This is a genomic window from Salinibacterium sp. PAMC 21357, from assembly GCF_000247645.1.
Classification (GTDB): domain Bacteria; phylum Actinomycetota; class Actinomycetes; order Actinomycetales; family Microbacteriaceae; genus Rhodoglobus.
Map to the genome: position 1 here is coordinate 890,390 of NZ_AHWA01000004.1, position 20,667 is coordinate 911,056.

Annotated in this window: 5 protein-coding genes; 2 read left to right on the forward strand and 3 right to left on the reverse strand. The window is 61.6% G+C overall.

Translation table 11 applies throughout. The features are described 5' to 3' along the window. Positions 1-88 precede the first annotated feature (88 nt). Genes ON14_RS07645 through ON14_RS07655 form a run of 3 tightly spaced genes read right to left on the reverse strand, consistent with a single transcriptional unit; the run spans position 89 to position 18,764 of the window. On the reverse strand, positions 89-541 hold the full coding sequence (locus tag ON14_RS07645) for a hypothetical protein (protein ID WP_010204278.1): 453 nt from the start codon (positions 539-541) through the stop codon (positions 89-91). Then, positions 538-15,513, reverse strand: a complete 14,976-nt coding sequence (locus tag ON14_RS07650; RefSeq protein ID WP_010204279.1) for a beta strand repeat-containing protein — start codon at positions 15,511-15,513, stop codon at positions 538-540. The genes ON14_RS07645 and ON14_RS07650 overlap by 4 nt, the downstream gene beginning before the upstream one ends. Before the next feature lie 32 nt (positions 15,514-15,545). Beyond that, on the reverse strand, positions 15,546-18,764 hold the full coding sequence (locus tag ON14_RS07655; protein WP_010204280.1) for a beta strand repeat-containing protein: 3,219 nt from the start codon (positions 18,762-18,764) through the stop codon (positions 15,546-15,548). Between the two features lie 231 nt (positions 18,765-18,995). Here ON14_RS07655 and ON14_RS07660 point away from each other — a divergent pair, with 231 nt between their 5' ends. Next, positions 18,996-19,856 (forward strand): DNA-methyltransferase, encoded by an 861-nt coding sequence (locus ON14_RS07660; RefSeq protein ID WP_010204281.1) that lies wholly within the window; start codon positions 18,996-18,998, stop codon positions 19,854-19,856. Further along, on the forward strand, positions 19,853-20,629 hold the full coding sequence (locus ON14_RS07665; protein WP_010204283.1) for an HAD-IIA family hydrolase: 777 nt from the start codon (positions 19,853-19,855) through the stop codon (positions 20,627-20,629). Before ON14_RS07660 ends, ON14_RS07665 begins: the two co-directional genes overlap by 4 nt. Positions 20,630-20,667 lie beyond the last annotated feature (38 nt).

Here is a 20,667-nt window from a genome sequence, read left to right on the forward strand (position 1 = left end):
CAGGTCACGCCGGAGTACCGTCGCGCCGTCGTACCGGTTGACGCGACGGCCACGTCCTCGAAGCCGCTAGGCGCAGTGCCTATGCCGCCTAGCTTTCGTAGCGCTCGACCCGAAGCACGCAGCTGAGTTCATCTTCAGCAACCGGGATCGCGATGGTCCAGTCTGCTGAGGCGCCAGGCTCGGTGACGTCAACATCCACTTGAGTGAGGGCACGGGTGTCATTGGCACCGTTGAGCAGCGACACGTAAATGCGGTAGGTCACAGCGGTGTCAGTCGAGTTGATGACGCTGCCCGAAACAGTCCACTCGTCTCCAGCCCGTTCGCACACGTCGACGGTGGAGTCGGCGAGAGCACCCTGAAGGTTCTCTCCCGTTCCGGGAGCATCCTGAATATCGGTGATGCCGGGAGTCTGTTCGGCAGCAGCGGAGCTTTCCGTCGGCTCGGGCTGTGCCTCGGTGCCGTTGTTTGTGCACCCCGCCAGCGTGAGCGCGAGGATCGCCAAAGGAACAGTGGTGGCGACTAGTCGTGTGCGGAGCTTCATGATTCTTCCTGTCGTTGTCTTCTGCGTGCGAGCAGGATCAGCGCGAGGCCGGCGAGCAGTGTGCCCAACCCGGTTGCGAGCGTTCCTCGGGGGTCTGACCCAGTGTAAGAGAGTGCCTTGGTCGGTAGCTGCAAACTCGTTTGCGCGGTAGCGAAGACCGGGTCACCCGAGTTGATTTCGGTGCTCGTGACCGTCGCGGTCTCGAACAGCAGCGTTCCGGCATCGCTTTCGCGGATGACGTAGGTCGCCGTTGCCGTGATCGACTGCCCCGGAGCAAGCACTCCGACTGCGCCCGGCCACGCGCCATAGCGCAGAGCTGAGAGCCCGATGCGAGGATCGGCGATCGACACATTCGTGAGGGGCAACGTTCCCGTGTTTGTGGCCACGTACGTGAAGGTCACGACATCACCCGGGAAGCCCTGTTGGCCGGCCGCCAGTGCTCCCGAGAGCGTCAGTGCGATTGCCGGCACGTTCGGGATTGGCAGCACATTCGTTGCCGATTCTGGCGCGATCGCGCCCGATGGCGCGTTGGCGTCAACGGTGGCAACGTTGGTGGTTTGTTCGACATCCACATCAGCCTGAGTGATCGCGTAGGTCGCTGTTGCCACGACCTTCTGCCCCGGAGCCAATTCGCCCGGTGTACCAGGCCAGGTGTAGCTCAGCGGCGAAATGCCCGTTTTGAGATCGCTGATCACTACAGCGGTGAGGGTGACGTTACCGGTGTTGACGACCTCGATACGGTAGTTCACCGTGGCACCCTGCTGGGCGAACGTCGCGAACGAGCTTGTCTTGGCGATGGTCATTGACGGGTTCTCGACAATCGGTGTTGAGCCGAGAGCGGCATCGGAGACGAGAGCCCCTACGACCGGCGTGCCCGTGGTCGATGCTTCGGAGCTAATCGAGCCAGCATCCACATCGGCCTGTGTGAGCACATAGGCCGCCGTTGCGGTTGCCGATTCGCCCGGCGCCAGAACGCCAGTCGCCTTCGGCCACACGATCGTGATCCCGCTGAGACGGAGTTGATCGTCGGAGACAGTCACACCGTTGAGCGTGACGTCACCGTTGTTCGTGACCACGAAACTGAACTGCACGGTGTCGCCCGCCTTGCCCGTGGCGCCCGCCGCCAGCACCTGCGACTTCGTAATGTCGATGACCGGTGTTCCCAGTGCGGTTGGTGTGACCACAGTGTTCGAGGCGTCTCGGATGTTGTCGCCAGCCGGGTTCTTCGAGGTTACGCTGGCCGTGTTCGAGGTCGAACCAGCATCGAAGTCTGCCTGGGTCACTTGGTAGCTGCCCGTCGCCGTGACGGACTGTCCCGGCGCCAAGGTTCCGGATGCCGCCGGCCAAGTGCCATAGACGACAGCTGCTTCGCCAAGCTTCGGGTCTGCCACCGCAACTCCGGTCACCGTGTTTTGGCCGGTGTTCTGCACCGTAAAGGTGTAATCGATCCACGATCCAATAACCGCAGAGCCGCCGCCGCGAACAGCACCCGTCTTGCCGATATCAATACTCGATAGAGCTTGGATGAGCGGCACCACGGTCACCGCAGAATCTGAGTCGACGGCGGTTGCGGCTGGAGAGTTGCCCTCTCCGGTCGCGACGTTGCGCACTTCGCCAGCGTCGACATCCGCTTGGTCAACAAGGCGCGTTGCCGTGATCGTAACGACTTCTCCGGGAGCGAGAACGCCCGGTGTTGCCGGGGTCGGCCACGTGTAGACAAAGTCGGTGAGGCCCGGAATGGTATTCGCGAGCGTCACGCCGTTGAGAGTGACATTTCCGTTGTTGGCGATTCGGAAGCTGTAGTTCATGCCGTCGCCGAGCACTCCGGTTGCGCCCGTTGCGAGCGCTGCCGTGTGAGTGGTCACGATCGACGGGGTGGCCGACTCGGTCGGGTTGTTGACCGTGTTCGAAACGCCACGAACTTCGTCGCCATTGGGCGCAGTTCCGACGGCGGTTGCCGTGTTCTCTACCGTGCCCTTATCAACGTCGGCCTGAGTGACCGTGTACACGACCGAACCGATGGCTTGCTCGTTCGGGCCGAGAATACCGGTCGCCGACGGGAACTTGAGGTCGGAAGGCACTACATCGATCAGCTGGTCAATGACTCCGACGAGACGCAGGGTCACGTTTCCGGTGTTCTTCACGATGAAGCTGTAGGTGATTTTTGAGCCGACTTCGCCCGAACCAGAAGTCATGACGCCCGATTTCTCGGCCGTGATGCTGGGACTGGATGCTGCCGTCACTTCGCGGTCAACACTCGAGTTCGCCGTGATGACGTCGCCGCCGGGCGTCACACCGCGGGCGGATGCCGTGTTGTCGATGTAACCGCGGTCCACGTCATCCTGTTCGATGGCATAGGTGGCGCTGGCAGTTGCCTTTTCACCCGGGGCGAGCACGCCGGCGTTGACCGGCCAGACGATCGAGTTGATCGAGACGTTGTCGATGCTGTCAGCAATCGTCACCGTGCGCAGCGTGACGTTGCTGAGGTTGGTGACAACAATCGTGTAGTTGACAGTGTCACCGGGACCGTTGTCGCCGGCCACCGCCAACTCACTTGATTTCGTGACCTGCAGCAGTCCGGCAGCAGCCAGCGCGACGGTTGCCGGAGCAGTGGCTGTCGCTGCGGCGCCGACGGAAGGGGTACCCGTTCCGGTGACGACACTCGATACTGCACCGGTGTCGATATCGGTCTGAGTCAGTACTTGCACCCGAACGGCCGTGACGATGTCACCGGGAGCGAGTTCACCCGCGGTTCCCGGCCAGCTGTAGTCCCCAGCCGGAAGCGAACCGAGGAAGTCGCTCAACTCAACGCCAGTCAGCGTCACGTTGCTGGAGCTCGTGAAGGTGTAGTTCCAGGTGACCGTGTCTCCGACAACCGCGGGGCCGGCGTTCGTCAAAGCGCCAACGTTAGTGACCGAGACCACAACATTCGGGGCTTCAGTGGGCACCTGCGTCGTGTTCGAGACCGCCGCGATGGGGTCGCCGCGCACCGGGGTTGCCGTGGCACTCGCGGTGTTTTCTACATAGCCGCGGTCGACATCCGTCTGACGGATGAGGTAGCTCGCTGTAGCGGTAACCGTGTCGTTGGGGGCAAGAGTTTCCGTCGAGGTCGGCCACTGCACGTCCGGCGTGGTCATTCCGGGCAGCAGGTCGGCGACCGCGATCGAGCCGATCGTCACGTTGCCGGTGTTGCGAACCTCGAACGAGAAGTTGACGGTGTCGCCCAGCGCGTTGTCGCCAACAACGGCAACCTCGCCCGATTTCACGACAGTCATGCTCGGTTGCGCCTCAATGGTGGGAATCCGAACTCGGTTAGGGGTTGCCGGGACCCAAATGGCGCCCGGCGCGTAGGCACCGACAGAGGCGACGCTTTCGATATAGCCGCGGTCGATATCCACCTGTGTGAGCTGAATCGACGCTACGCCGACGACGGTCGACCCCACGGGCACCGTTTGCGGCGATGAGGGGATTGGCCATTCGATATCGGGGTTGGTCAGCCCGCCGGGCTCATCGACCAACATGCCGCCGGTGAGCGTGACGTTTCCGGTGTTGGTGGCTTCGAGCCGGTAGTCGACCCAATCTCCCACCTGGCCGAGAGCGGCATCCCGAAGTTCGCCCCAGAGGAAGGCTTCGAGCGCACCCTGTGCGGCGATCGGAACCGTTGCGGACGCAGTCTGAGTGAGAGCCGTCCCCGACGGCGCTATCGCGTCACCACGCACCGTATTGATCGCGGCACCCGTGTCGATGTCAGTTTGAGTGAGCGAGTAGGTTGCGGTTGCCGTCACGATCTCGCCGGGCTCAAGGGTGCCCGCGGTGGCCGTGGGCCAAGAGAATGTCAGGGCGGATACCGTGCTCACGCCGTCGACGAGATCAACGCCGGTCAGAGTCTGGTTTCCGGTGTTCTTCAGCGTAAAGCTGTAGTTCACCGTGTCGTCGGCGAATCCTGTCGAACCGGGTTCCAGGGCTCCACTCTTAGTGACGAGGATGCCCGGGGCGGCGGTGGCCGTCGCGGTCGATCGGGTCGCTTCGTCGCTCACTACGGCCACGCCAGTCGGTGAAAGACCGTCGGCTGTTACCGTATTGTCGACCCGGCCAAGGTTCACATCAGCTTGAGTTATCGCATAGGTAGCAGTAGCTGTGGCGCTCTCACCGGGAGCGAGCACGCCGTTCTCGCCGGGCCACTTAACCAACGGTTCACTAAGCCCGATCAGCGGATCGTCAATCATGACTGAAGCCACCGTGACGTTTCCGGTGTTCGTCACCGCAAAGGTGTAGGTGACGATGCTGCCCACATCAGCGGGAGCGGCAGCGCTCGATGTCTTAGTTACGGCAAGCCCCGGAGCAGGCAGCTCAACTGTAGTGAGCGTCACCGGCGAGCTCACCGAGATGGTGTCGCCGACCGGGGGCTTACCGCTGGCGGTCGCCACATTAGAAACACTGCCGCGGTCTACATCGGCCTGAGTAATGGTGTAATTCGCGGTGGCGGTGACGATATCGCCCGGCGCCAGCACCTTGGGAGTTCCTGGCCACACGAATGCGAGGTCATTGACCCCGGCCAACGCATCGACGAGATCAACGAGCGACAGCGTCACGTTTCCCGTGTTCTCGACGGAGAATGCGTAATCGATGACATCGCCAGCAGCGCCATCAGCGCGGAAAGCGCCGCTCTTGGTAACAGCCATGCCCGGTTGCGAAGCCAGCACCACCGATGCCGTCGCCGGGTTACTGACGGGGTCGCCGCGAGGCGGTGTTCCTGAACCAACGGCACTGTTTGCCACGGCGCCAGCATCGATCTGCGCCTGCGTCAGCAGCGAGGTCGCCGTCGCCGTCACGACATCCCCCGGAGCGAGCACGCCGTCGGCCGCCGGCCAGTCGTAGACCAAAGGCGCAACCATCGCGAGACCGTCGGTGATCTCCACCGCGGTGAGCGTGACGTTGCCAGTGTTCGTCAACGTAAAGCTCCAGTTGACCTCATCATCGATATCGGCCCGGGCAGGATCCGCCAAGACACCACTCTTGGTCAACTCGAGCTCGGCACGAATCGTGTCTGTCGGCACAGTGCTCGGCTCAGAATCATCCGCCACCGCAGTATCGAAGGGGTCGAGACCGGCGGCGCTGGCGATATTCACTACCGCACCGGCATCCACATCAGTCTGGGTAATGTCATAGGTTGCTGTTGCCGTGGCACGTTGCCCCGGAGCCAGAACACCCGGTGTTGCCGGCGTGGGCCACACAATCGTGATGTCAGCAGCATCAATCAGGTCGTCGTTCAACGTGACGGAATCGATCGTGACATTGCCCGAGTTAAGAATCTCGAACCCATACGCGATGGAGTCTGCTTCGCTGGCCGTCCCTGTCGGTGTTCCCGTTTTGGTGACGGTCAAGTTCGGCGCGGCGAGCACCGTCGGCACGATGACCTCGTTCGAGTCCTGTTCTACCAGAACTCCCTTAGGTGTTTTCGCCGAAACATCCGCAATGTTCGCGATGAATCCTCGATCGACGTCCACCTGCGTCAGGGTGTAAATGGCGATCCCCGACACCGACTCACCCGGGGGGATAACGCCCTGTTCTGCCGGAACCGGCCAAGTAATCGACTGCACAATCAGGCCATCGAGCGGGTCGACGAGCACGCCGCTGTTGAGCGTCACATTGCCCTTGTTGGTGACAACGAGGCGATACTCGATAACGTCTCCGACGGCTCCGACGCCGTTATCGCGGATGCTGGCGGACTTCAGCAGCGTCAGCAGCGCAGTCGGCGGAATGGTGACGGATGCTGTTGCCACATTCTCAATGTCCGTACCGGCGGGAGTTGTTCCCGTAGCTTTCACGGTGTTGCCGACCACACCCGCGTCGACATCGGCTTGCGTGAGCGTGTAGCTCGCCACAGCGGTCACCACTTGGCCGGGCGCGAGTTCGCCATCAGTCGCCGTCGGCCACGAGTAAACCAGGTCCGTCACGGTGGGAGTGAGGTCCGTCAACGTGACGTTAGCGAGCGTGACGTTTCCTGTGTTCTTGACGGTGAACGAATAGTTAATGACATCGCCCGTGAATCCGGTATCTCCCGGCGCGAGCTCGCCACTCTTGGTAACGGCAAGCGTCTCGACAGCAGCGACCGTCTCAACTACGACCGGGCCCACCGTCTTGCTCCGTGGTCCGAGAGGCGATTGGGAATCGACACGTGCAGTGTTTTCGACAGAGCCACGATCAATGTCAGCTTGCGTTATCGCATGCGTCGCTGTTGCCGTTGCGATAGCACCCGGAACCAGAACCTTGTCGGCTCCCGGCCAGGAGTACACGATCGCCGAAAGCCCATCGAGGGCGTCCGTGATCGCCACGCCCGTGAGAGTGGTGTTTCCGGTGTTCTGCAGAGTGAAGTTGTAGTGCACGAGAGCACCCAGAGTTGCGCCATCCGGCGTCGCCCCGGTTTTGTCGATCGTGACGGATGCCGTGCGAGCGGTCGTGGGGTTGACGGCGGGGTCAGAGTATTCGAAGTACTCTGCGCCGCTCGGCGTCGCTCCCCGCGCTTGAGCGACGTTGGTGACAGATCCGGCGTCAACGTCGGTTTGAGTGATGGTGTAGCTGGCGGTTGCGGTCGCGACGTCACCCGGGGTAAGCACGCGGTCGACACCCGGCCACACGATCGCTGGAGCGCTGACACCCGCTAGCGAGTCGACGAGCACGACGCCGGAGAGTGTCACGTTTCCCGAGTTAGTGATCGTGAATTCGTAGTCGATGACATCGCCGACGGCACCGTCTTGCAGGCCGAGCGAACCGACCTTGGTCACGGTGAAGTTAGGGGCAGCTTCCAGCGGCAGCGTTGCAGCAGCCGGCTGCACGACAGCGGTACCGGTAGGAGGCAATCCCGTCGCGTTGATGCTGTTAGCCAGCGAACCAGAGTCAATGTCGCTCTGCAACAGTGTGTACGTTGCGGTGGCGTCAACCACGTCACCGGGGTTGAGCAGACCGTCTGTTGCCGTCGGCCAGTCTCCGAACGACACGTTAGAGAGACCGGGAAGCTGATCGATGATGTTCACCCCGGTCAGCGTGACGGTCCCGTTGTTGGTGACGGTGAAGCTGTAGTTGACGGTGTCGCCTTCAACTCCGGAAGCTCCCGGCGCGAGGGCCGCACTCTTGGTGGCCGCCAGCGATGACCTTGCCGGGGCGGTAGGAGTAACGACGGCCGGTGAGTTGTAGCTAACCGCAGCACCCTGCGCTGCCGTGCCACTCGCCGTTGCCGTGTTAACGACCTCACCGTTGTTGAGATCGGTCTGGGTGATGAGGTAGGTCGAGGGGCCGGTGGCTGTGACGCTTTGGCCGGGAGACAGAGCGTGGGCGGTGTTCGCGACATCCCAGTCAAGAGCGAGGTCTGAGCCGCTGATAAGAGGATCGTTCAGAGTGACGTCGGAGATCGTCACGTTTCCGTTGTTGGTGACCGTGAAGGTGTACGCGATCTCGTCTCCGAGAGCTCCCGCCCCGCTTACGGTCGCAGCTTTAGCTACGGTCAGCAGCGGAGCCGGGCGCACGGTATCGATGACGACCGCGTTCGTTTCGCCAAGGACCTCGAGGTTGTTAGGCGTGAATGCCTTAATGTGCGCCTGATTAGGGCGCGAGCCCGCGTCGACGTCAGCTTGAGTGATGGTGTACCACGCCGTGCCCGTGACCGACTGCCCTACGAGCAGAGTCCCAGGATTTGCGGGGTCGGGCCAGGCGATCGCCAGATCCTGAATATCCTCCAAGCCGTCAATGAGCGCGCCGCCGTGCAGCGTGACATTTCCGGAGTTGGTCGCCGTGACGGAGTAGTCGATGATGTCGCCAACCGCACCAATGCCGGGAGAACGCAGCGTGCCGGTCTTGATTGCGCTGAGGCTTGCGTTGGGCTCGACCACGATTGTCGCCGAGGCCTCAAGAGATTTGATCGAGGCAGCTCCCAGTGGCGGGACACCGCTGGCAACAACCGTGTTCATTACCGAGCCGGTATCTACATCAACCTGGCTGATTTGGTACGTCGCCGTGGCCGTAGCGCGCTGACCGGGCGCAAGCTGCCCGGCGGTTCCGCCCGCAGGCCACGTGTACACGATGTCTGACAGCGAAGGCATGGCATCCGCGAGCGCGACGCCCGTCAAGGTCACATTGCCCGAGTTGATGATCTCGAACGAGTACACAATCTTGTCAAGAGCTTGACCGGTTGCTCCCGGCGCGAGCGCGCCGCTCTTTGTCACCGCGATCTTGGGGTTTTTCAGGATGAGAGTCGTGACGACAGCGTCAGATGGGTCGCTGACGTCACTGCCGTCGCGGGCGGAGAGTCCTGATCCGGTCGCGGTGTTACTGACTGAGCCGGCATCCACGTCGGCCTGGGTAATGGTGTAACTCGTGGTCGCGGTAATCGCATCGCCGGGAGCGAGCTCGCCGTCAACACCCGAGGGCCATGCGCCGTACGCCAGTGGGCTCAGACCAACGAGAGTGTTGTCTTCGATTTCTGTGCCGGTGACCGTCACGTTGCCAGAGTTCGTCACGACAATCGTGTAGTCGATAGTGTCGCCGACTGCTCCGGTGCCATTGCGCTGAGCGGTTTTAGTTGTCGTGAGGCTAGGGTCAGCCGCCACCGCCGTAACTTGCGCGGTGTTGGAATCTTGATTGACGAGAACACCCTTCGGCGTTGTCGCTGTGACGGTCGCATCGTTGTCCACAACGCCACGATCAATGTCGTCCTGAGTCAAGACATAGGTTGCTGTTGCCGTCACGGAATCTGCCGGGCTGAGTGTGCGGTCGGGGTTGCTACCCCAGCTGCCGTAGCTGATCTCCGATACTCCATCGAGCGCGTCGTCGATACTGATGGCGCTCAGGGTGACGTTTCCGGTGTTGGTCACGGTGAAGGTGAATTCAACAGTGTCATTGACACTGCGCCCGCTGGGAATGCTGTTCACACTCTTGACGAACGACATTCCGGGATCGGGCAGCAGCGGCACGGTCGCGGCCGTCGTGGCGCGGGTAACCGCACCCCGCGGTGGGTTGCCAGAAACTGTGACCGTGTTCACGACGGAACCAGAATCGACATCGCTCTGCGACACGGTCGTCACGGCGGCCGTCGCGGTCACCACATCACTGGGATTCAGTTGGCCGATAACGCCACTCGGCCATACAGCAACAACGGGGGTTATGCCCGGCAAGGAATCTGCGAAAGTCACGCCGGTGAGCGTCACGTTTCCGAGGTTAGTGGCGGTGAAGCCCCACGTGATGTCGTCGTTTGCCTCGCTGGCCGGCGAACCGGTCTTGACAATTGAGAGGCGCGAATCGACGGCTTCCGTGGCAACCGAAGCCGATGCTACGGCGCTGGTCACTTCGACATCCCCGACAGTGTCACCCGACGCCGTCACGGTGTTGAGAACCGCGCCGGCATCAACGTCTTGCTGCGTAATCACATAGTCAACCGAGACTGACGTGGTCTCGTCTCGGGCCAGAGTGGTCACCGGCAAGACAGGGGTCGCGGTGCCGAGCATGGTGTCAGTGAGTGCGACACCGTCGAGCGTGACGTCGCCAGTATTGGTGACCGTGAACGTGTACGAGATGACGTCATCCAGGCCGTTGGCGTTGAGTGCAGTCACGGCAGTTTTGGAGACAGTAAGTTCGGGACGGTTGGCACTGGTTGCGACAGTCACCTCGCCCGAGCTCGCCGCAACCTGCCGCTCGACATCCGGCGTCAGGGCGGTGACGTCGGCCGTGTTCTTCACAGAACCGCGGTCGAAGTCAGTCTGCAGAATCACATAGTCGGCGGTGGCCGTCGCGAATTGTCCAGGGGCGAGTTCATTGTCAGCGTCGGGCCAATCGTAGGAGACAGTCCCAAGCCCCGCGAGGGTGTCGTTCAGCACAATTCCTGTGAGGGTCTGGTTTCCGGTGTTGCGGATGATCATCGTGAAGGTGATGGTCTCGCCAACGGTACCGTCACCATTCACTACCGCTGTCTTGCTCACGGTGATGCGCGGAGTTGCCGCAATGGGGACGACTGCGCTGCTCTCCGGGGCAACGTAGCTTTCCGCAGCCGCAGCCGGAGTCGCGTTGAGAGTCGCCGTATTCGCAACGCTGCCGGAGTCGACATCCGTTTGCGTGAGCGTGTACTCGGCAGTCGCAGTAACCGTTTGGCCGGGCTGCAGTTGGTTATCAGCACCGGGCCACGAGTAGTTGATCGCGCCAAGGTTCGGCAGTGTGTCGCCGATTGTCACCGTGTTGAGGGTGATATTTCCTGTGTTCTTTGCTGTGAACGTATAGGTGATCTTGTCGCCCTTGACGCCGAGAGCTCCGGCGTTCAGAGTTCCCGTTTTGGAGATCGTTGCCAGCGGCGCCGGCGCAACAGTGGGCGTCACCACAGCGTCCGAGGGGTCGGTGACTACGACTGCCGTGGGAGATGTCCCCGAGGCGCTTGCGGTATTGGTGACGTTGCCCGCATTGACGTCGGCTTGCTTGAGCGTGTACTTGCCCGTCGCCACCACTTGAGTGTTGGGCTGCAGCGTTCCGGTTACTCCGCCGGGCCAGGCACCGTAGGCCAGCACGCCGAGTAGCGGATCAGCGGCGGACACCGCGGTGAGCGTCACATTGCCGGTGTTACGCACGGTAATCGTGTACGTGATGACATCGCCAACGGCTCCGGCCCCTGCGAGGCTGGCCGTTTTGGTCGTGAGAATTGCCGGCGCCCGCGGGGTTGTCGCAACCGCGACTGCAGGCGATGATGCTGTGGCGTCAGCGCCGACCGGCGGCTTTCCCGACACCGTTGCCGTGTTGTTCACGACAGCAGCGTTCTGATCAGACTGCCGGATGACGTAGTCAGCGGTGGCAGTAATGGACTCGCCCGGCGCGAGACGGCCAGCGGTTCCGCCTGTCCACGTGCCATAGGTGATGGTGCCTAGGCCCGCATGGGGGTCCTTGACGGTGACACCGGTGAGCGTGACGTTTCCGGTGTTCGTTGCGGTGAAGGTATAGCGAATGGTGTCGCCTACGGCGCCAGTGCCCGGCGCGACGACAGCGGCACTTTTGGCGAGCGTCAGAGTGGCGTTCGAGGCGAGCGGCAGAGTCGCTGACGCTGTTGACGATGCGGAGGATACGCGGGGCAGCGTTCCGCGCCCAGTAGCGGTGTTCGATACCGCTCCCGCATCAATATCAGTCTGCGTGAGGGTATAGGTCGCCGTCGCGGACACGCTCTGGTTGGGCTTAAGCGTGAACTCAGCGCCCGGCCACGTGCCATAACTTACGGCAGAAATCTGCGGCAGCGAGTCCGTCACGCTCACCGAAGTCAGGGTCACGTTTCCGGTGTTCGTCAGAGTCAGATTCCACGTGACGATATCACCAGCTACGCCCCGTGCCCCCGAGGCAAGGGCGCCCGACTTGGTGGTCGCTATCTTGGGGTTCGCTGCAACCGTCGGCGTGACGAGTTGCGGCGATGCCGCAGTGACGGCAGCACCGGTCGGTGGATTACCCGACGCTGTCGCCGTGTTTTTGATCGAGCCAGCGTCGACATCCGCCAGCGTGATGGTGTAATTCGCGGTGCCCGTAACAGTGTCACCCGGGTTGAGCTGGCCAGCAACGCCGCCAGACCACGTGTAGCTCGGTACTCCAACACCGAAGAGTGGATCGGTGAGGGTCACTCCCGTGAGCGTCACGTTTCCGGTATTCGTTGCCGTGAATGTGTAATTGACGACGTCACCGACAGCACCGGTTCCGTTGACCACAGCACTCTTCACCGTGGCGAGCCCCGGAGCTGCCGCAACGGTAGGAACGACCGCTTCAGCAGACTGCGCGGTTGCGTTATCGCCCGACGGCGGCGTGCCGGATGCCGTGGCGGTGTTGCGGACCGAACCGCGGTTCACGTCGGACTGCTTGATTGTATAGGTTGCTGTCGCCGTCACCTGGGTGTTTGGTTTCAGAGTGTTGGCTACTCCGCCTGGCCAGGTACCAAAGGTAACGGTGCCGAGTCCGGTCAATGTGTCGGTGATGCCGACTCCGGTTAATGTGACGTTGCCGGTGTTGCGAACGACGAACGAGAAGGTCACAGTGTCACCCACGCGCCCGGTGCCTGCTGTGACGGCCCCCGACTTAGAAACGGTAAGCACAGCGCTCGAGGCGAGAGGCACAGTCGAGATCGCCTGAACAGCGTCAACGGTGCCGCGCGCGGCGGTTCCCGAACCCGTGGCGATGTTCGGGCGTGAGCCGGAGTCAACGTCTTCTTGCTTCACGGTGTAAGTGGCTGTTGCCGTGACTTGGGTTCCCGGGGTCAGAGTTTTATCTACCGCGGTCGGCCAAGCGCCGAACGAAATCGACGAGAGATCGGCCAGTGGATCCACAATGGTCGCATCAGAAATCGTCACGTTGCCGGTATTACGCAGCACGAAGGTATACGTGATGACCTCGCCGGCGCGAGCCGTTGAGCCTGAAGGCAAAGCCCCAGACTTCGTCAGCGACAGTAGCGGGGCTGCAGCAACGGTAGTGGTAACCACGTTGTCGGAATCATCCGTTACAGCGACAGCGCCCGGTGCGATGCCATCCGCTGTAGCCGTGTTCTGAATGTTTCCGCGATCAACATCAGCTTGCTTCACTGTGTAGCTGGCTTGTGCCGTCGCTGTTTGGCCCGGCGCCAGCCGCTGAGCAACGCCCGGCCAGGTGATCACGGGAGCGGACAGCCCGGCGAGAGTATCGGTGAGCGTCACACCGGTGAGCGTCTGGTTTCCCGTGTTCACGATCGTGATGGTGTACGTGATCGCGTCACCAAGTTTGGCCCCGGCGGTGGCACTGGCCGACTTTGTCGTCGTGAGTTGTGGTGCCGCTGTGATCGTGGCAACGGCAGCGGTTGACGGGCCAGAGGTCGCCGTTACATTGGTCGGCGTCTTGCCCGAAACGGTCGCCGTGTTCGACACAGATCCAGCATCTACGTCAGCTTGCTTGACCGTATACGTTGCGGTTGCCGTTGCGGTCTGGCCCGGAGCCACCCGCCCGGCTGTTGCTGTCGGCCAGGAGTAGACCGGCGCGTTGAGCCCGACCAAAGAGTCGTTAAGGACAACGCCGGTCATGGTGACGTTGCCGGGGTTGGTAATGGAGAACGTGAACGTGATCGTGCTGCCGACTCCGCCGGTGCCCGACGTCACCGAACCAGCCTTCGACACGGCGAGTGCACCATTCGGAGCTACCACGATGGTCTCGGGGTCGCTCGCAGTGACCGCACCACCGGTCGGTGGAGTGCCTCGTGTCGTCGCGTTGTTAGCGACTGAACCCGCGTCGATATCCGTTTGCTTGAGAACGTAGCTCGCGGTTGCCGTGACCTGAGTGTTCGGCGCAAGGGTTCCGACCGTTCCGCTGGGGAACGTGCCAAAGCTGATGAGCGAGAGCTGCGGCAGGGGGTCGGTCACGGTGATCCCGGTGAGGGTCACGTTGCCGGTGTTTCGAACGACGAAGTTGTAGTTGATGACGTCGCCAACGACGCCCGTGGCACCAGCGGCTAGGGCACCATCCTTTGTCAGGGAGATGGTTCGAATCGGCGCAATTGTGGGCGTCGTGATTTGCAGCGAAGGATCAGAGACTTGGGTGGCCCCGAAGCTGCCGCTCGAGGTTGCGGTGTTCTTGACCGAACCGGCGTCGACATCTTTCTGAGTGATCAGATAGGTCGCGGTGGCGGTGACTTGAGCTCCCGGCTGCAGCGTTTCGGCCACAGAATCGGGCCAGGTGCCGTAGCTGAGCGGCGTGAGGCCATCGAGGAGATCAACAATCTTCACCCCGGTGAGGGTGACGTTACCGATGTTCTTCGCGATAAATGAGTAGGTGATCGTGTCGCCAACAGCACCGGTGCCGCTAACGCTTGCCGATTTGATGGTGTCGATTGCGGGTGACGCCGCGACAGTCGGCACGATTGCTTGCGGCGAGATCGCCGAGGTCCGTGGCCCCGTCGGCGGGAGGGCGGATGCAGTTGCTGTGTTCTTTACAGAACCAGCATTCACATCAGCCTGACGAATTGTGTACGTAGCGGTAGCGGTGACTTGAGTGTTCGGCGCGAGAGTTCCCACCGTGCCGCTGGGGAACGTGCCGAACGACACTGCGGAAAGGCCAACGAGAGTGTCGTCAATTTTTACATCGGTGACGGTGACGTTACCGGTGTTGCGAACGACGAAGGAGAAGGTGACCGTATCGCCAACCGAACCATTTCCGGTCGTGACTGCTCCCGACTTTGACACAGTCAGCGCAGGGCCTGAGGTGATCGGCACGGTCGCCGAGTTAGCGCTGGAGACGGCCGCGCCGGTGGGCGGAGTGCCTGATCCGGTTGCGACGTTGGAGACCGATCCGGCATCCACATCGGTCTGCTTCAACGGATACGTGGCCGTGGCCGTAACCGACTCGCCCGGTTTCAGCGTCTGGGCCACGCCAGAGGGCCACGTTCCGTAGGTCAAGCCTGACAAACCGATCAGCGTGTCAGTAGCGCCCACTGACGTGAGGGTGACGTTTCCGGAGTTCGTGAGCTTGATGCTGAAGTTCACCGTGTCGCCAACGCGCCCCGTCGCACCCGGCGCGAGCGTGCCGGTCTTCAGGGTGGTGATGACGGGGTTGGCTGTTGCCGTCGCAAGAGTGATTTCGTCGGACGGATCGGAGACCGAAACGCCAGCATGCGTTCCGCTACCGGTCGCAGTGTTCTTGACCGATCCAGCATCGACGTCGGATTGCTTGATCGTGTACGTCGCCAGCGCGGTTACCGATTGACCGGGGGCGAGAGTTCCGCTTGCTCCGGGCCAGGTATAGGCCAGTGCGGAGAGGCCACTGTGGAGGTCAGCAATCGTGACGCCTGTCAGCGTGACATTGCCGAGGTTCTGCACGCGGAAGGAGTAGGTGACAACGTCGCCAACCGCTCCCGTACCGGCGCCGGCGTAGGCGGCAGTTTTGGTAGTTTCGAGTGCTCGATTTTGGGCGATCGTCGGAACAACGGACTGGGTCGACGGCTTCGACACGGTGGCACCGGCAGGCGTTTTCGCGGTGGCGGTTACCGTGTCTTGACCGATCCCGCATCCACATCAGACTGCTTGACGGTGTACGTCGCCGTTGCGGTGGCGGTCTGCCCCGGCGTCAGCACTCCGCTGGCTCCCGGCCACGCGACCACAATCGCTGAGAGTCCCGAGAGTGGGTCGGCGAGCGCGACCTGACTGAGGGTCAGGTTTCCCTCGTTCTTGACCGTGAAGGTGTACGTGATGATCGATCCGACACCGCCCGTACCGGAAGTGACAGTTCCGACTTTGGTGACAGCCATCGTCGTGTTGGGGGCGATTGGCACTGTCGCGGGGGCCGTGCGAGTCACGTTCGCACCCGTGGGCGGCTTACCAACGGCGGTCGCCGTGTTGACTACCGCCCCGGAGTCGACATCGCTTTGCTTGAGAGTGTAAGTCGCGGTCGCGGTGACGGACTGTCCCGGTGCCAGAGTGCCGTTTGTTCCACTCGGCCAGGTTCCGTAGGTGATCCCCGAAGCATTCACGAGCGGATCGGAAATCGCCGCCGCCGTGAGCGTGACGTTACCGTTGTTGGTCATCACGAACGAATAGTTCACCGTGTTGCCCACCGACGATCCTGCCGCGAGCGCGCCGCTCTTGGTCAACGAGACCGAAGGCACCCGGGTCTGCAACGCCACATCGACCTGCGGTGATGGCGCGGTAACTACCGTTCCATTTGGCGAGGTTCCTGTCGTGGATGCGGTGTTACGCACACGACCGCTGTCGACATCCGCTTGACGAACTGTGTAAGTCGCCGTGGCGGTGACTGTTTGGCCGGGGGCGAGCACGCCGACGGCGCCTGGCCACGAGTGCGAGATGCCACTGAGCAGCGGCAAAGGGTCAGTGATCAGAACGCCACTGAGGGTGACGTTTCCGGTGTTCTTCGCCGTGAACGCGTAGGTGACTGTCGAGCCGACCGCTCCAGTGCCCGACACCGTTCCTGCTTTTGTGGTGACCAGAGCGGGCGATTGCGGGGTTGTCGCCAGAGCGACCTCATTGCTCAGGCTCGTCACAGCAACGTTTTTGGGCGTTCTGGCGGTGACCTTTGCTTGGTTGACGATCTTGCCGGCATCGACGTCGGTCTGCTTGACGACGTAGGTCGCGGTCGCTGTCGCGGTCTGGCCGGGGTTGAGGCGCCCGCTGACCCCCGGCCACGTCACGTTCAAGCCAACCAAGCCCGTCAACGGGTCAGTGAGCACAACCGAGGTGAGAGTCACGTTTCCGTTGTTCTTTACGGAGAACGCGTAGTTCACGGTGTCCCCAACATTGCCAACGCCGGCGCCGGCGTACGTTGCCGACTTGGTGGTCGTGAGCAGAGCATTCACGGGGATTGTCGCCACGTTGCTTGCCGAGGCTACGGGCTTCACGCCACCGTCAGCATCGATGCCCGTTGCACTCGCGGTGTTCGGAACAGAGCCAGAGTCCACATCAGTTTGAGTGAGCGTATACGTGCCCGTTCCGACGGCAGAGGCACCGGGCGCCAATGCCCGCGCAACTCCCGTTGGCCACGTCATGACAATGTTCGATGGCGTCAGAAGTGGGTCAGTGACGGTGACGGCGGTGAGAGGAGAGTCGCCGTTGTTCTTCACTGTGAAGGTGTAGTTGAGGATGTCGCCGACGCGACCGGTTGCGCCACCAGCGAGCGCGCTCGTCTTCGTCAGAGCGAGCGAGGAGAGCAGCACCCGTGTTGAGTCGCTGCCTGTGGCAGAGTTCGCCCCGACCACTGTCGATGCTGAGGCGGTAGCTGTTGAGTCGTAGCTAGCGGTCGTCGGGCCATTCGCTGTACAGGTGTAGGTGTATGACTGCAGCGGAGCCAAAGTGACTCCGGTGAGAGCGCGGGCACAGTTCGTTTGGTCGTCCGCAATGGTGATGTTCTGCAAAGTTCCGACGCCGGAGTTGGTGACGGTGATGGTGAAGGTCGCCACTTCGGATGCTGTACGCGATTGCTGGTCAAGCGTTCCGTCATACGTTTTCGAGACGTTGATGCCCGCACTCGGCACCGACAGAATGACGTTGCGGAGCAAGTACGAATCGCCACTCGTGCTCATGCGGAGATTCACCGAAGTGTCGCCGGACTGCACGTTGGGCAGGCTTACCGACGCGACATCGACGCTCTGGTTAGTGAACGGCCCGGTGTCGCTCAGGGCCGTGTAGCGAACGGAGCCCTCGCCTCTGCCGATTCCGATATTGTTCGTGTCGCCTGCGCTATTGGGAAGTTGCGTGAAAGCACCGTTACCGCGCGAGTATTCGGCCTTGTCACCCTGGATGACCCGGTCGCCCTCGAACAGTGTGTAGCCAGCGCGGGTTCCTGTCTCTACGGCACTGAACCCGTTAAACGCAACCGTAAGGGGAGCCTCAGCGGCCGTGAGGCGCACGTGGCCCTCATAGAAAATGATCCGGTGCGGTGCTGAAGCGAGGTTGGTGGGAATGTAAATGCCGTAGTCGTAGACAACGGTGAGGCTCCAGCCCGCGTAACACCCTGCACCCTGTGGGGTCCAAATGTCACCAGCCGAGACCAAAAGCGGTGTTCCCGTTGCCGCCCCAGCGAAGGCGCTCGTGACATCAGCACTGGCGCTGTAATACAGCGCTGAGACGGTGCCGGTGGGATCCTCGAGCACACTCGCGGGCGCTACAGGAGTAACCGCGCCTGCTGTGCCGACCTTGATCTTCGCCGCCTGGGTGCGATAACCGGTGGCGGAGCCCGCGGGCATAGTTACGGTGCCACGGTTAGAGTTCGGCACCGTGCAGGTATTTTGGGTGGTGCCCGTGTACGTACCGGTATTAGCACTCCAGCTCAGGAATGCCTTTTTGACCGATGCTCCGGAGGGAATCGTGATGTTGGCGGAGCTCGAGTTTGTGGTGAATCCCGTAACCGTGTTCGAGTTCTGCAGGTAGAAGTTGTCGTTAGCCGTGTTGCTGTTCCCGTTCGACGCGGAGTGCAAATCGGTACAGTTGCCAATACCGTTGAAGTACGCGCCCAAACACTCGAGAACGCCGTTGCCCGCCATGACGAAGTCACCATTGACGGTGGTCTGATAGTTCGGCGAAGTGCCGGCGTTCGTGCCCCACTGCACGACAGCTGCTTCAGCCGGAGCACTGGGAAGAACGGTGATCCCGGTAACGAGAAGACCAAAAGTCACCGCGGTGGCAATCGCCCGCATCAACGAAAATCGCCCTCGCGATCGCGGTCGCTCAGATTGAGCGTCGTCGTTGTACACAGCTTTCTCCCCCGGGTTATCTGGCAACTTTGCGGTTCAACGCATCGATGCCGATTTGCCCTTCGGGTGAGCTAGTCACCTACAACCATAAGCTGGATGTTGAATGTTTGCACGAGTTCCTCAGGAACTCGTGCTCTGTGCTCCACCCCAAACCGTGGGTGGAATGGTCTGTTGCGGCGCGTAACCCGCCAGCGCCACACGTCAATGCTCGGAGGCTGTTAATCTCACATCATGCACACGCCCTGGCAGCCAACCGGCCCCGACCTCGTAATGCACGGCGATAACCTCCCGGCGATCCGTGCGCTACCCGACGAAAGCTTTCGGCTTATCTACATCGACCCCCCGTTCAATACCGGCCGCACTCAGTCGCGCCAAGTCGTAGAAACCAAACGCTCGACCGAGGGAACCCGTGTCGGTTTCGGTGGCAATACATACGAGACCATCAAGGGCGCGCTCTACTCGTACGACGACAGGTTCGCCGACTATTGGGAGTTTCTCGAACCTCGCCTGCAGGAGGCGTGGCGACTGCTAGACGATCGAGGCACCCTCTACTTGCACCTTGACTATCGCGAAGTGCACTACGCCAAGGTCGCGCTCGATGCGCTCTTTGGCCGCGACAGCTTTCTCAACGAGATCATTTGGGCCTACGACTACGGGGCCCGCGCCACCAAAAAATGGCCATCGAAGCACGACACGATTCTGGTCTACGTGAAGAATCCCAAAAACTATTACTTCAACAACGAAGAAGTCGACCGCGAACCCTATATGGCCCCCGGGCTCGTCACTCCGGAGAAAGCTGCCAGAGGCAAGCTGCCAACGGACGTCTGGTGGCACACGATCGTTTCCCCCACGGGCAAAGAGAAGACGGGCTATGCCACCCAGAAACCCGTGGGCATCCTGCGTCGCATTATTCAAGCCTCAAGCCAGCCCGGCGACTGGGTGCTCGACTTCTTTGCCGGCAGCGGCACGACAGGAGCAGTCGCTCAATCGTTGAACCGACGCGTTGTGCTGGTTGAGCAGAACCCCGCCGCTATCGAAATCATCACTACGCGTCTTTCGAGCGAGACGGTGTTCGCTAACATGAGCGCATGATCAATCGCAGCGAAATCGAATGCTGGCTTACCGACATGGATGGCGTACTCGTCCACGAAAATCACCCGGTTCCTGGCGCCGCTGAGCTTTTGCAGCAGTGGCGAGACGAAGGCAAGCCCTATCTGGTGCTCACCAACAACTCGATTTTCACTCCGCGCGACCTCAGCGCACGACTCAAAGCGTCAGGACTTGACGTTCCTGAAGAGTCAATCTGGACTTCGGCACTCGCGACGGCAGATTTCTTGAAAGAACAGATTCCGGGCGGTAGCGCTTTCGTGATCGGTGAAGCCGGCCTCACAACTGCCCTGCACGAAGCCGGCTTCATCATGACGGAAACCAAGCCTGATTACGTAGTGATCGGGGAGACCCGCAACTACTCCTTCGAGTCGATTACCAAAGCAATCCGACTCATCGGCAATGGCAGCCGGTTTATCGCCACCAACCCCGACGCCACTGGCCCCAGCGCAGAAGGCCCCATGCCGGCTACCGGTGCGGTTGCGGCACTCATCACGAAGGCCACGGGCCGCGAGCCCTACATTGTCGGCAAGCCCAACCCGATGATGTTCCGCTCGGCGCTCAACAAAATAGGCGCCCACAGCGAGACGACGGGAATGATCGGCGACCGCATGGATACCGACATAGTTGCTGGCATCGAAGCCGGACTACACACGGTGCTCGTGCTGACCGGTATCAGCGATCAGAAAGAGATCGACCGTTACCCCTTCCGCCCGCACGAAGTGCTCAATAGCGTCGCCGACCTTCTCAACAAATAGATAGGCGGGTGACGACGGCGTCGGCCCGAAGCGCTGCT

What these genes read in the sequence shown, in the direction of transcription:
- ON14_RS07645 (WP_010204278.1), bottom strand. Translation starts at nt 541, where the DNA reads ATGAAGCTCCGCACACGACTAGTCGCCACCACTGTTCCTTTGGCGATC.
- ON14_RS07660 (WP_010204281.1), top strand. Translation starts at nt 18,996, where the DNA reads ATGCACACGCCCTGGCAGCCAACCGGCCCCGACCTCGTAATGCACGGC.
- ON14_RS07665 (WP_010204283.1), top strand. Translation starts at nt 19,853, where the DNA reads ATGATCAATCGCAGCGAAATCGAATGCTGGCTTACCGACATGGATGGC.